At 57.8% G+C, this 13,454-nt stretch carries 15 protein-coding genes; 8 read left to right on the forward strand and 7 right to left on the reverse strand.

Annotated elements, in window-relative coordinates; translation table 11 throughout:
• Positions 1–7 precede the first annotated feature (7 nt).
• The 4 genes from QDY28_RS18950 to QDY28_RS18965 all read left to right on the forward strand — a co-directional run bounded on the left by QDY28_RS18950 (position 8) and on the right by QDY28_RS18965 (position 3,448).
• Positions 8–1,339, forward strand: a complete 1,332-nt coding sequence (locus QDY28_RS18950) for an ABC transporter substrate-binding protein (protein WP_331383202.1) — start codon at positions 8–10, stop codon at positions 1,337–1,339.
• Positions 1,339–2,268 carry a carbohydrate ABC transporter permease gene (locus QDY28_RS18955; RefSeq protein ID WP_331383203.1) on the forward strand — a complete coding sequence of 310 codons (930 nt, stop codon included), beginning with the start codon at positions 1,339–1,341 and terminating at the stop codon, positions 2,266–2,268. Before QDY28_RS18950 ends, QDY28_RS18955 begins: the two co-directional genes overlap by 1 nt.
• Positions 2,269–2,276: 8 nt before the next feature.
• Positions 2,277–3,098 (forward strand): carbohydrate ABC transporter permease, encoded by an 822-nt coding sequence (locus tag QDY28_RS18960; RefSeq protein ID WP_331383204.1) that lies wholly within the window; start codon positions 2,277–2,279, stop codon positions 3,096–3,098.
• Between the two features lie 221 nt (positions 3,099–3,319).
• A complete protein-coding gene (locus QDY28_RS18965) occupies positions 3,320–3,448 on the forward strand; it encodes a hypothetical protein (RefSeq protein ID WP_331383205.1) in 129 nt (42 codons plus the stop codon).
• 101 nt (positions 3,449–3,549) lie between these two features.
• Here QDY28_RS18965 and QDY28_RS18970 read toward each other — a convergent pair whose 3' ends face one another.
• The 3 genes from QDY28_RS18970 to QDY28_RS18980 form a co-directional block, all read right to left on the reverse strand.
• Positions 3,550–4,485 (reverse strand): MBL fold metallo-hydrolase, encoded by a 936-nt coding sequence (locus tag QDY28_RS18970; protein WP_331383239.1) that lies wholly within the window; start codon positions 4,483–4,485, stop codon positions 3,550–3,552.
• Between the two features lie 300 nt (positions 4,486–4,785).
• Entirely contained in the window at positions 4,786–5,283 is a 498-nt protein-coding gene (locus QDY28_RS18975) for a GNAT family N-acetyltransferase (protein WP_331383206.1), read from the reverse strand.
• Positions 5,280–5,576 (reverse strand): type II toxin-antitoxin system TacA family antitoxin, encoded by a 297-nt coding sequence (locus QDY28_RS18980; protein WP_331383207.1) that lies wholly within the window; start codon positions 5,574–5,576, stop codon positions 5,280–5,282. Before QDY28_RS18980 ends, QDY28_RS18975 begins: the two co-directional genes overlap by 4 nt.
• Positions 5,577–5,857: 281 nt before the next feature.
• Between QDY28_RS18980 and QDY28_RS18985 the strand changes: the two genes are divergently transcribed.
• The 3 genes from QDY28_RS18985 to QDY28_RS18995 all read left to right on the forward strand — a co-directional run bounded on the left by QDY28_RS18985 (position 5,858) and on the right by QDY28_RS18995 (position 8,629).
• Positions 5,858–6,802: a substrate-binding domain-containing protein gene (locus QDY28_RS18985; protein WP_331383208.1), complete on the forward strand. Its 945-nt coding sequence runs from the start codon at positions 5,858–5,860 to the stop codon at positions 6,800–6,802.
• A gap of 72 nt (positions 6,803–6,874) precedes the next feature.
• Positions 6,875–7,858 (forward strand): ABC transporter permease, encoded by a 984-nt coding sequence (locus QDY28_RS18990; RefSeq protein WP_331383209.1) that lies wholly within the window; start codon positions 6,875–6,877, stop codon positions 7,856–7,858.
• 3 nt (positions 7,859–7,861) lie between these two features.
• Complete coding sequence (locus tag QDY28_RS18995; protein WP_331383210.1) at positions 7,862–8,629, forward strand: ATP-binding cassette domain-containing protein; 768 nt, start codon at positions 7,862–7,864, stop codon at positions 8,627–8,629.
• Between the two features lie 14 nt (positions 8,630–8,643).
• On the opposite strand, the gene QDY28_RS19000 is transcribed toward QDY28_RS18995, so the two are convergent.
• The 4 genes from QDY28_RS19000 to QDY28_RS19015 form a co-directional block, all read right to left on the reverse strand.
• The gene (locus QDY28_RS19000) at positions 8,644–9,051 is read right to left on the reverse strand and encodes a helix-turn-helix domain-containing protein (protein ID WP_331383211.1); all 408 of its coding nucleotides are present in this window, start codon (positions 9,049–9,051) and stop codon (positions 8,644–8,646) included.
• 450 nt (positions 9,052–9,501) lie between these two features.
• Positions 9,502–10,485, reverse strand: coding sequence for an AraC family transcriptional regulator (locus QDY28_RS19005; RefSeq protein WP_331383212.1), 984 nt, complete (start codon positions 10,483–10,485; stop codon positions 9,502–9,504).
• A 530-nt stretch (positions 10,486–11,015) separates the two neighbouring features.
• Positions 11,016–11,327, reverse strand: coding sequence for a hypothetical protein (locus QDY28_RS19010; protein WP_331383213.1), 312 nt, complete (start codon positions 11,325–11,327; stop codon positions 11,016–11,018).
• 97 nt (positions 11,328–11,424) lie between these two features.
• Positions 11,425–11,682, reverse strand: a complete 258-nt coding sequence (locus QDY28_RS19015; protein WP_331383240.1) for a type II toxin-antitoxin system Phd/YefM family antitoxin — start codon at positions 11,680–11,682, stop codon at positions 11,425–11,427.
• Between the two features lie 266 nt (positions 11,683–11,948).
• On the opposite strand from QDY28_RS19015, the gene QDY28_RS19020 reads away from it, so the two are divergent.
• Positions 11,949–13,445: a sugar ABC transporter ATP-binding protein gene (locus QDY28_RS19020; protein ID WP_331383214.1), complete on the forward strand. Its 1,497-nt coding sequence runs from the start codon at positions 11,949–11,951 to the stop codon at positions 13,443–13,445.
• The last annotated feature ends 9 nt before the right edge of the window (positions 13,446–13,454 follow it).

Consider the following 13,454-nt stretch of genomic DNA (forward strand, 5'->3'; position numbering starts at 1 on the left):
GATCAGCATGTCATCGTCATTCATCAATCCCACACGCCGCCACTTTATGGCGGGAACGGCAGCCTTGGGCGCGGCAAGCATGCTCGGCGTGCGCACGGCATCGGCAGCGGTGGACTGGAAGCGGTTTTCAGGAACAACGCTGGAAGTCAACCTCGTCAAAAGCCCGCGCAGCGAAACCATCCTCAAATATCTCAGCGAGTTCGAGGCGCTGACAGGCATCAAGGTGAATGCCGAGGCGACGCCCGAACAGCAGCAGCGCCAGAAGACGACAATCGAGCTCAGCTCCGGAAAACCGAGCTTCGACGTCGTGCATCTGAGCTACCACGTGCAGAAGCGCCAGTTCGAAAAGGGCGGCTGGCTCGCCGACATCAGCGGCTTCCTGAAGGATCCGTCCTTGACGGACCCGTCGCTGGTCGAAAGCGATTTTGCCGAGGCAGGCCTAAAGTTCGCCAAGGATTCCAATGGTGTCCTGCGCTCCCTGCCCTTCTCGGTGGATTACTGGATCGTCTATTGGAACAAGGCCCTCTTCGAAAAGAAGGGCCTCACATACCCGCAGACCTTCGAAGAAATGGCCAATGCCGCCGAAGCGCTCACGGACAAGTCGACCAACACCTACGGCTTCGTTGCCCGCGGCCTCAAGAACGCCAACACGCCGGTCTGGACAGCCTTCATGCTGGGCTACGGCATGACGCCGCTTTCGCCGGACGGCAAATTGCGCACCACGTCGCCGGAGGCGATCGAGGCTGCCAAGCTCTATCAGCGCCTAATGACCAAAGCTGCACCTCCAGGCGTCTCCGGTTTCAACTGGGCCGAGTCTCAGTCTGCCTTCCTACAAGGCAAGATCGGCATGTGGTTCGACGGCGTCGGCTTTGCACCGCCGATCGAAAATCCGGAAAAATCCCGCGTCGTCGGTCAAGTCGGTTATAGCGTCATTCCCAAGGGCCCCGCCGCACAGGCGGCCGCCACCTTCGGCGACGGTATCGGCGTGACGGCGGCGAGCCAGAAGAAGGAAGCGGCCTATCTCTTCTGCCAATGGGTCGTCTCGCACGACATGGGTGCACGGCTGCTGCAGGCTGGCGCCGGCGTGCCGTTCCGCCAGTCCGTTCTCGAGGATCAGAAGGTCCGTCAAGGCGTCAAGATGCCTGGGGCCTGGCTCGACGCCGTGGTCGGCTCCGGCAAGGTCTCCGCGCTCGGCCTCCCGGTCATCATACCGGTCACCGAGTTCCGCGACATCTACGGCGTGGCGCTCACCAACATGATCGGCGGGGCAGACCCGGAAAGCGAACTGAAAACTGCAACCGCACAGTTCGAGCCGGTGCTGGCCCGAAGTGAGGGGTAATGGCATCCGTGCACATCGAAGATACTTCGGCGACCACCCCCAAGGCGAAGAGCAAGCCGAAAAATCGGCTTGCTCCCAACTATTGGCCCTTCGTCATTCCGGCCCTGGTGGTCATTGCCGCGGTCATCGTTTTTCCGTGGGTCTTCACCCTATGGATGAGCATCAATAGCTGGACGCTAGGGCAATCCCAAAGCTTTGCGGGCTTTGCCAATTACGTCCGCCTGGCAACCGACGCCCGCTTCTGGGAGGCGCTGTGGCACACGGTGCTCTATACCGGGCTTTCCGTCATCGCGCCGGTGTTCTTGGGCACACTTGCCGCTTTGATATTCGATGCGCAGTTTCCTCTCCGCGGCTTTCTGCGCGGCATTTTCGTCATGCCGATGATGGCGACGCCTGTCGCTATCGCGCTCGTCTGGACCATGATGTTCCATCCGCAGCTCGGCGTGCTGAACTATCTTTTGTCCTTCGTCGGCATCGGTCCGCAGGAATGGATCTACAATCAATTCAGCGTCATTCCGTCGCTGGTTCTGGTCGAGACCTGGCAGTGGACGCCGCTTGTCATGTTGATCGTGCTCGGCGGCCTCGCAGCGGTTCCGCGCGAACCTTACGAGAGCGCTGAGATCGACGGTGCAAATGCATGGCAGAAGTTTCGCTATCTTACGCTGCCGATGATCGCGCCCTTCCTGATGATCGCCGTTATCATTCGCAGCATCGATGCGGTCAAAAGCTTCGACATCATCTATGCGATGACGCAGGGAGGGCCGGGCACTGCCTCCGAGACGATCAACATCTATCTCTACAACACCGCCTTTGCCTACTACGACATCGGCTACGGCTCGGCCATGGCGGTCATCTTCTTCATCCTCATCGTCGTGCTCTCCTTCGTCCTGCTGATGGCGAGACAGCGCGCGAACTGGTCGGATAGGTAGACACTTCGATGAAACGCAAGACGCTCGACCGGATCGGTCTCTTCTTCGTGGCGCTGGTGATGGTGTCGCCCGTCATCCTATTCTTCCTGTGGATGATCTCGCTCTCGTTGAAATACGAGATCGATAATGGCGCCTATCCGCCGATCTTCATTCCAGAGCGCTTTGCCTGGTCGAACTACGTCAAGGTTTTCGAGGAGAACAATTTCTTCCTCTATTTCTGGAACTCCATTCTGGTGACCGGCGCCGCGACCTTGCTCGCGCTACTGATCGGCGTTCCCGCCGGCTACGGCATTGCGCGCCTCAAGGCGGAAAAATCGGCGATCGTCATCATGATCGCGCGAATGACGCCCGGCCTTTCCTTCCTTATTCCGCTGTTTCTGCTCTTCCAGTGGCTGAACCTCTTGGGAACGCTTTGGCCGCAGATCATCATTCATCTGGTCGTGACGGTCCCGATCGTCGTCTGGATCATGATCGGTTATTTCGAAACAACGCCAATGGAGCTCGAGGAAGCGGCCGCCATCGACGGCGCAACCCCGTGGCAGATCTTTCGGCTTGTCGCCCTGCCGATCGCCAAGCCGGGAATCGTCGTCGCCTTCATCCTCTCGGTCATCTTCTCGTGGAACAACTTCGTCTTCGGCATCGTGCTCGCCAGCCGCGAGACGCGCACCTTGCCGGTCGCCGTCTACAACATGCTGTCGTTCGAGCAGGTAAGCTGGGGGCCGCTTGCCGCGGCGGCTCTAATCGTGACGCTGCCGGTGCTGGTGCTGACGATATTTGCGCAGAAGCAGATCGTTGCCGGCCTGACCGCCGGCGCCGTCAAGGGCGGTTGATGGCGAATAGCTTCGATGAAGCTCAGATTAACGCCACCGTCAGGTGTCGTTCATTCCCCCGGAGTTATCTTTGAACCAACGTCGCTAAGGGACGTTGTCACATAGTAAAAGTAACCGGAGGAAACTCATGAACAGGTTCTTCATCGCGTCTGCAATCGCCCTCGCTTCCCTTGCAGCCACAACTCTCCCATCGCAAGCTGCTTCGGTAGTCGTGACGACGGATGGCGGCGGTCCTTATTATCATCATCGCCATCATTACCAAGACCGCGATGACTGGTATTATCGTCATCATCGCCACCACTGCTTTACAAGGGTGGAAAAGGGATGGCACCACGGTCACCGAGTTGTAACAAAAGAGCGAGTCTGCCGCTAATCGCATTGTGTCAGGCCCGACCTAGTGCCGGGCCTGACGTGAAGCCTGTCTGAGCTTTTAAATGCCGCCGATGATGCGTCAGTAGTCCCAGAAGGCTGGTACCCAGCGAAAATGATCGCCATCAATCGCGACCCGTCCGACCGAGGGGAACGGCAGGTGGGTGGCGACGAGTTGTTCGCCGGTCGTCGCCAGCTCCCTCAAAAGACGGACCCGAACGCGGGCGGCCTCTTCGGGGTCGTGTTCGAAGCCATTGTACCAATCGGGGTGCTCGAACCCGACCGCGAACACGGCATCACCGGCAAACATCAGCCGATCGCCGCCGGATGTCACTCGGATCACGCTGTGCCCTGGAGTGTGGCCGCCGGTGCGATGGACGACCACCCCCGGGGCCACTTCGAATTCATCATCGAACAGCCGCAGGTGGCTGCGGTATTCTTCCGCAAACCGCTTGGCTGCCGCTCTGAGCGCGTCCGGGAAGCCCGGCGGCATGGAGACGCGGGAGAAATCGGGCGCCTCCCAGAATTTGACCTCAGCAGCCGCCACGTGGATCCGCAAATCCGGACGCAGCCGCTCCTTCACCCCCTCGACGAGCAGCCCGCCAATGTGATCCATGTGCATGTGGGTAAGCACCACGTCGGTCACGGATCCAAGATCGATGCCGGCGGACTCCAGCCGCCTGATCAACTGCCCGGCCCGCGGCAAGTTCAAGTTCGGGTCCAAACCCAGTCCGGCGTCGAGGAGGATCGTCTGCCCGCCGCTACGAACCAGGACCACGTTCAACGCCCAATCGATAGCGTCAGGCGGCAGGAACATGTCATCCAGCCAGGCGGCGCGAACGGCCGGATCGGCGTTGTGTGCCAACATCGCGGTTGGCAGCGGCAGCACGCCGTCGCTGACCACCAGCACCTCAATGTCACCCACGCGCACCGCGTAGCGCGACGGAACCAACTCTTCAGGCCCCGCTTTACCGGGGTGTGAAGCGGGGTTCATATTCGTCTCTTGCTTACCATCCATTCGAGGTCTTGTTTCTGCCTGCGACATGATGCTCTCCTGTTTTGCGTGATAAGGATGTGTCGCTCACGAGCCACGTCGCGGACTCTATGGGGAAGGCTGTTGTTGATCGAGCTACACCTGGGGATGGAGCGGACTATGCTCTCGGTGGGCTGCCGCGAAGATTTGGCGTGAAGAGGCTGGTATGAAGGCGTAGACGCCCTCGCCCGCCAAAGGGTGCCCCGCGCTCAGCGTTCGCTCGAAGCCGCTCGGCATCCTCGCATCGGTGACACTTTCGAGATGGTCTTTCGAACAGGAAGGATGTCAGGAATTCAGCGCGCTGTTCAGATCATGCAGCCCGACCATCAGTATCATGGGGTCGAACGGCGAAGGCAGGAAGCCGACTGCCTCATAAAAGGCGCGCGCATCATCGGAAATCGCATGCACCAGCAAGCTGCGGATACCGATGATTTCAGCGGCATGGAGCAGGCGCAGCCCTGCGTCGCGCACCAATGCCCTGCCGATACCGCGCCCCTGATAGGACCGGTCAATAGCAAGGCGGCCGAGGACGGCAACCGGAATCGGGTCAGGCATGTTGCGTCGGAAACGACCTGGTGCTTCCGGCTGCTTTACGGCGCCTGAAGCGAGCGCATAATAGGCGATAACGCGGTTACCCTCGCATGCCACGAAGGTGCGCGATGCGCCGCTTGCCTGATTGGCGCGAGCGCGGCGCCGCAGCCAGTCATCGAGTTGAGGAAGGCCGCAATTGAATTCTGCCAACTCGTGATTGTCGGCCAATGGTGCCGGTGCGCTGAGCGTCACGCTTCATCCCATGGGGCTTTGGTCAACATGGTGCGTTTCAGATGCTCATTGGGCTTTGGGGGCGCATCGAGCCGGGCAAGGTACTCTGCATAAAGTTCGGGACTGACCGTAAAGATGGTGCGGTCGAGCAGCACTTCTTCAGCGCGGCGTTCGGAAGCTTCCAGCATGAAATCCGTGCGCGTCTTGCCAAGCAGCTCGGCCGCACGGTCAATCAGGTTACGCGTTGCCGGCTTGATGCGGATATTCAGTGGCACACTGGCCTCTGGATTTTTACTGGTGTGTGACGTGGACATGGCAAATTCCTATTTTCACCCAAGTCTAGCGTAACGACATTATCGTTACAAGGGGATGTGATGCTGTCATTGCGTGCTTTGCTGCGTTTCATGTTCGCCGTCGCCTCGCATGCTGCCCTGCCGGCTCAGATTTCGAGCGGAGTCACTTGACATCTCCCTCAACCTCCGGCTGGCTTTGAAAAGTCAAAATGACGCGGCACGCGAAGCATTTTGATGTTGACTGGGGAGGTCAGCGATTGAACCGTCCGGTCGACCGGCCGGACCAAGGGAGGAGTTTTCATATGCTAAGGAAAGCTATTACCTTACTCACTGCGATTTTCATTGCCGCAGGGGCGGGCTTCATTTCGACGGCATGCGCGCAGGGCAAAACCTATTATTGGATATCGCACGGTTCTCCGGCGGATCCTGTTTGGACCTATTTCCTGGCCGGAGCCAAGCTTTGGGCGGAAGACACCGGTAACAAGGTCAACACATCGTTCCACAACGGCGATGTTCCTGCGCACCAGGAGGCCGTAAGGGCTGCGATTTCGGCCGGGGCTGCCGGCATTGTGACCACCAGCCCGGATCCGGGCAGCCTGGTCCAAGTTGTCAAGGAAGCCAACGCTGCCAAAATCCCGATCATCAACTTCAACACCCCCGATCCGCAGGCAAGCTTCAACGCCTATGTCGGGGGCGACAACAAGACCTTCGGCCACAACTGGGCGCAGTATCTGGTCGACAAGAAACTGGTGAAATCCGGCGACTTCGTCTGGATGCCGGTGGAGGTTCCCGGTGCGACTTACGGCGTACAGGAAGAAGAAGGAATATCCAGCGTCTTCAAACCGCTGAACATCACCTGGGAAATCACGGACTCCACGTTAGACCAGGCTGAAATCATCACCCGCATGTCGGATTACCTCACGGCCAATCGCACGAAGGTCAAGGCAATCATCGGCCTTGGCGACCTCGTAACCGGAAGCATCAAGCGGGTGTTTGATCAGGTAGGCGTAAAACCGGGCGAAATCCCCGTCGTCGGCTGGGGCAACTCGCCCGATACGACGCAGGAAGTCCTAACCGGTTACGTGAATGCCGCCCAATGGCAGGATCCCCAGGCAACCAGCTATATGGCTCTATCGATGGCAGCCATGGCGGCCAACAAAATCCCGCCTGGCTTTAACATCATCACCGGTGCTCTTTATGAAAAGGACAAGGCCGAAATCTACGACAAAATTCTCTCGGGCAAATAACGTCGTCGAAAGTCGTGACTGGCTGCGCCACCCGGTTCAAACCGGGTGGCCCATCCCAATCGGTGGGCACCAATGCAACATTCCCTTGTTCAACGCTTCGTTTCGAAACCCGAATTCGGTCCGCTCGTGCTGCTGGTCCTTGAGCTTGTGATCTTCTGGTCATTCAATTCGGACTTTCTCTCACTTCCAAACATCAGCAACACGCTCTCGTTTACTGTCGAACTCGGGCTCATCGCCTTGGCGATGACCCTGCTGATGACCGCAGGCGAATTCGATTTGTCCGTCGGATCGGTGTTCGGCTTTTCCGCCGTTTTGATGTGGACTGTGTTCAACGGCAATCTGATGCCGCTCGGTGCCGCCTTCCTTGTCACACTCGCGCTTAGCCTGGTTATTGGCTTCGTTAGCGGGTGGTTCGTCACAAAGCTGAATATCCCGTCCTTCCTGGTCACACTGGGTATGCTGCTGGTGGTGCGGGGCACGGCCCTCTATATTACCGACGGCTTTCCCCAGCACACCTGGACAGCCAGCAATAACTGGTTCGCCAGTGTCGTGGCTGGCAGCTTCTTTATCGGCACTTTCCGAATGTACATGTCGGTGCTGTGGTTCGCGCTCGCAGCATTCGCCGCGCATATTGTTCTCACTCAAACGAAATTCGGCAATTGGATACAGGCTTCCGGCGGCAATCCCAACGCGGCGCGTGCTCGCGGCGTCAATGTTAGCCGGACGAAGATCTACTTGTTCATGGTATCTTCGGCCATGGCCTCGCTCGCCGGGGTGATCAGCTCGATCCGTACATCGGCGGCAAATCCGAATAGCGGCACGGGCTACGAGCTCGAGGTGATCGCGATGGTCGTCATTGGCGGAACGGTGCTGACGGGCGGGCGGGGAACAATCATCGGAACGGTGCTCGGCATCTTCATTCTGCGCATCATGCGAAACGGTATCGTGATGGTGGGGGTACCGGGGCTTGCCTACAACATTTTCATTGGAGCGATCATCCTTGGCATGATGGCGCTTCATTCATGGCTTGAACGCCGGCACAACGCGGGAGTGTAGACCATGGCCGAAGACCTCGTTCGGATGGAGAAAATCAATAAATTCTACGGCCGTATCCACGCGCTGCGCGACGTCAGCCTTGCCATCAAAACGCAGGAGGTCGTCGGATTGCTTGGCGACAATGGCGCTGGCAAATCAACCCTGATCAAGGTTCTATCCGGCGCCGTACAGCTGACGAGCGGGGAAATCATAATCAAAGGGAAAAAGGTCGAACTTAAAAACACCGCCGCGGCGATTGCGAATGGAATTGAAACGATTTTCCAAGATTCCGCACTTGTCCCGCAGTTGTCGGTCGCCCGAAATCTCTTTTTGGGGCGGGAGCCCATCAAGGGGAGCCGCTTTTTTGGCCGGCTGGATCAATCCGCAATGAACGCGTCTGCGCGAGACCTATTGAAGCGGGTCGGCATCACCAAGGATATTCCGCCGGAGACCGCGATCGCCGCGCTATCGGGAGGCGAGCGCCAAGCGGTCGCAATCGCCCGCGCCATGCAGTTTGACAGCGATCTGATTATCCTGGATGAGCCCACCAACAATCTCGGCGTTGCCGAAACGCAGGGCGTTCTGCGTTTCGTGCGCGAAGCGCGCGATACCGGCCATTCCTGCATTTTCATCGCCCATAATATCCACCATGTGTTTCAGGTGGTCGACCGCATCATTGTGATGCGGGGCGGAAGGGTTGTCGCAGACGACATCGATCCGAAAAAGACGACAATCGCCCAGGTCGAAAGGATCATTACCGGCGAGGAAATGCTGAACGCCATCAAGGGCTGATTGGCTATCCGCCGTCAGCTATAAGCACCTACCAGCGACTTGACCAAGCCTATGATTTTAAGCCTGGTCCGCTGGTCTTTAATCCTGGAAAATGCGCGGTTCAGTTCGATCCCCTCCCCCGTGGCGAGGAAACCGGCCAGGTCATTCCCGGCGCCGAAAATTTCTTCCCCATTAGTTTCTCGCGGCTCGGCGACGCCCTCGAAGAAAAACGAAACCGGCACGTCGAGGCAATCCGCGACGCTTTGCAGGCGGCTGGCGCCGACCCGGTTTTTACCTTTTTCATATTTCTGAACTTGCTGAAATGTTACATTAAGCCCTTCCGCGAGCGTCGTCTGGCTCATGCCCAGTATGCGACGGCGCATTCGGATGCGTCTGCCTACCTCGACATCTATCGGGCTTGGATCCTTTTTATTGGGCCTCATATAGACGGTTCTCCCTTTCTGGCAGACAGTGCCTCGCGATTTACGACACAGCTATGTTGATGGGAATAAGACTGGTCGCTGCGCCGCGCTGTTGAGTTCCCGCTTACTGCCTACGACGTTGAAAATGTTGACTCCATTTCGGCGGAGGCTTGCTCAATCGAAAGTCTGGTGGTCGAAAAGACCGCCCATCGAACCTGGGGAGTCGATGGGCGGGGGGCTGCTCTGGGAACTACTGTCGTCATGATCGCAGGTCCCACGACTATGACTGCCTTGCCGGATGCCAAACTTCAATGGGATTACGCCATACCATGATCTTGCATCCCGTTTTCCTGCGTATTCGGGATAATATTTGCGTTATGCGAACATAGGGGCCGGCGAGCCCCCAACCGAATGGCCGTCACAACGCCGGCCGCTGTGCAAACAATAGACTCAGCAATGTCCCGATGGCACCTACTTGGCGCCTCGACGCAGTTTCGCCGCATAGGACGGCATCTCACCGTATGAGTGCTGATAGAGCGCTGCAAAACGTCCCATATGGGAAAATCCCCAGTTCCGCGCGACTTCGGCTACTGACAGAGAGTTACCTGGATCTGAGAGTGTTTTGCGCACGCCTTCCAGGCGAATTGTCCGCAGATAATTTAGAGGCGTGGTGTCCTTGAACTGCTGAAAAGCGGCCTGCAGCGCGCGCACGCTTGTCTCCGCAGCCGCGGCTACATCGGCGATAGTCATTGGAGACGAAACGTTGGCATGCATATATTCGATAGCTCTCTTCAAGCGCTTCGGTATTGCGGGAGAGCTGGGTTTTGCCAGCCGCGTAGAATAGTTATTTGGGACAGTCTCCAGCAGCGCGATCATCATCGCCTGCAACAGACGCTCGACGAAGGTCGAGGAGGGCTGATGCTCGTCGCTGACGTCCAGGCAGTTCCAAATGAGATTTCCCAGTGCCATTATCCGCGAACCGTTTGCAGTTGCCAGATCGACGGTTTCGGCGAAATCGATGTCGCCGACGGCCGGCGCATCAAGCAATTCGCTCAATTCACGGATCATGGCGGACTTTTCGAATGCGATGCCGATGTGACTGCGGTCTTCATGAAGGACCAGTCTATCGAAGCGGGACATGTCACCCACAAGGCCCACCGAAGGCTCGGACACGAGCTGCTTGCGGCCCGCGTCGATCGCCATAATCCCTGATGACGGAAGGTAAAGAGCATATGCGTCCGGGCCGCTGGAGAGCGTGACCCTCATTCCGGAATGGCACCGGCCATTCCAGACGCTGCAGCGTCCTACGGCGTAATGCCGGTCTTCCACGGAGATCAAAGAGCCTCTCTGAAGCGGCTCGACCTTCGCAGGCGACAATGTCCTTGCGTAGTGCTCCGTCATCTCGTCGGCATCGGCGTCCACGATCTTGAAGACGGAATGACTGACGTACTTCATGAATTCCCCCGAAAGACCGATCCCAGGAGAGCACTTTCAGCGTCACGCCAACGTCCGAGAAGCACGCGATGGATCGGTTCTTATTGCCCCTGGCTGCTGACCGAAGCGCGACTGCACCCTTGGCAGAGACACTGTTCAATATACTACCTACAATCAGCAATGCTCCCGCCGGCACGCGCGCCTTCATGCTTCACAAGAAAATGAGGGCTTGCCCACATGCATTTGAATTCACTTATGCTTTTCGGCTCCCCTGCAGCGCTGAAAATCTGCTGTCAAAGTGACCTCCCTTCGTGGCACGAATATTGGAATAATGAAAGATAGAAAAAATATAATAGAAGCGGTCAAAATGTGACTTCTGGAATGTATTTTAAGCATTAAATAATGCTGCGCTCATGTAGTTCGGCTCGGGCAAGCATGTCTTGACTATGATTTTGTCGGAGAGCGCTGCATTCCCCACGACGGTATGCGATCAAGGCCCGACGCAGCACCTCCGCGGCCCGGAATTCATTGTCTCCGCCTACCGGGGCGTTTCACTCGGCACGACTTATTCTGGCATTCGGGCTTGCGAGAAAAGGCTTGAAGACCGAGGCGATCTTCGCAAGAAATCCTTTGCTGAACGATTCCAGGACTTCCGCATTGGCATCGTAGTAGAATGAGACTTCCGCCAGATCGTGATTGAATTTCGATACGGTAATCCATGCATCTTTCCACTCACGAATGCCGGCGCGGCGGCATTCGAGTTGCGGAATTTCCAAGGCTGTCTGGTCGGAGCGGGGCGGGGTTCCAGAAATGGCTAACAGGATAAGGTTTGTCTGATTGCCCTTGGGAATCGCAAGAACCATGCAAACGGGCCGGCCTTTTCGTCCTTCCGTTTCTCCCTTGTCGCGTTGCTAGGCCCAGAGATAGGGGTAACGGATCACGGAACCGATGGCCGGGACATCAGCCATTGGCGTCACGCCCTTCGTCTATTAGTCGGTCAAGCTCAGGAACGATCATGGCCGCGAGGTCTGCGGGGGCTTCGTTCGGTCCATAGACCCTGCGCGGATCGCCTCGGCGTTTCAGGGCTTCAAATTCGTCGAAGGTCATGAGAACATACCTTGGCTTACGATGCTGCGTGATTGCGACCGGCTCGCGATCCGCCGCCATGGTCACCGTCTTGATGTCTCGCAACAATTCCACTGTCGAGAATTTTTCCATCGTCACGCTCACTTCGACTTATACAAAATATACAAATTATTCGACTATTTTGCAATCCGCGCAATTTCGCCCGTAGCGTCCAGCGGCGTCATTGAAGGCAGTAACATAGAGACGTTGGAAGGGAAGCACGCGCATGACGTCGCCGACGTGCACACCATGGCACGAGTGTCTCAGCAGACAAGAATCCTTACTTGCAATAACGAGCCTCTTGACGGAATGTTATCGATAACATAGCCTCTTCTCACCTGAACTTTGGGAGGAGCAGGATGGACCACGGAAAGCTGCTCGAATTTTGCGACATCACCAAAGAATTTGGTGGAACGCGCGCATTGTCGAATGTTTCGCTGGATCTGAAGCCGGGAGAAATTCTGGCGCTTCTCGGTGAGAATGGCGCGGGAAAGTCGACCCTCATCAAGACGTTGGCGGGCATCTACAGGCCGGATGGCGGACAGATCCTGTTTCGCGGCAAGCCATATTATCACCGTCCGCCCCGGCCAAACCAGCGCCAGCCGATTGCCTTCATCCATCAGGATCTCGGATTGATTGAATGGATGACCGTCGGTGAAAATGTTGGTCTTGCGCAGGGCTATTCATTGCGAGGCAAGCTGATCGACTGGCGAGCAACCGAACGCCGCACGGCGGAAGCCTTAAAGCTCGTCGGATGCGATTTCGATCCGTCGACGCGCATCCAGGAACTGACTCGAACCGAAAAGTCCCTCGTGGCGATTGCTCGCGCGCTGGCCGTCGAGGCGGATGTTCTCGTTCTCGATGAACCGACGGCGAGCTTGCCGGCCGATGAAGTCGAGAAGCTGTTTGCCGCCATTCGCCCGCTCAAGGACCGCGGCGTTGCGATGATCTATGTCTCACATCGGCTGGACGAAATCTTCAGGATCGCCGACCGCGTCGCCGTGCTTCGTGACGGCCAACTGGTCGGGCAAAAGCCGGTTTCCGACACCTCGCCGGATGAGCTGATCCGAATGATCGTCGGGCGCAAGGCAGACCAGTTCTTCGTCAAGGCCGACCAGACCGCCGGCCCTGCCATCGTCTCTGTAAAAGCTCTTAGCTGCCGCGGCGCCGGACCGGTGTCCTTCGACATTCGCCAAGGAGAGCTCCTTGGTCTTGTCGGATTGAGAGGCGCGGGCCAGGAATTGATCGGGCGAGCCCTCTTCGGCTGCGAACCCTCCAATGGAACGGTCCTGCTGAACGGTGCGAGCCCTGATCTTTCCAGCCCGGTTGCAGCCATGGCCTCGGGTATCGGACTGATTGCCAGGGATCGAACGGAAGAGTCCGTCGCCATGTCCCTCAGTCTGAGGGAAAATACCTTTCTCAATCCCGGCGCATCCGGCAGGGGTATGATGTCCTTCCTGCCGCCGCAGCGCGAGGCCGAAATGGCCTATTCCCTCGGCAGCCGTGTCGGCCTTAGACCCAACGATCAGAACCTTGCGATCGAAGCCTTGTCCGGCGGCAATCAGCAGAAGGTGGTCGTTGGAAGGTGGCTCGCGACGGGCCGGAAGCTGTTGATCGCCGAAGATCCGACAGCCGGCGTGGATGTCGGCGCCAAGGCGGACATCTACAAGCTGATCGCAGAAGCCGTGGAAGACGGGCTGGCTGTGCTCGTCGTCTCCACGGACTTCGAAGAAATCGCTCATATCTGCCATCGCGCCCTGGTGTTCTCACGCGGCCAAATCGTGCGGGAACTGAGTGGCGCCGACTTAACAACACCGGCGGTCATCGCCGCGGCATCCGCGTCCGAAGCGGCCTGAATCAGGGAG

Origin of the sequence: Rhizobium sp. BR 362, assembly GCF_036528765.1 — a bacterium.
Lineage (GTDB): Bacteria > Pseudomonadota > Alphaproteobacteria > Rhizobiales > Rhizobiaceae > Rhizobium.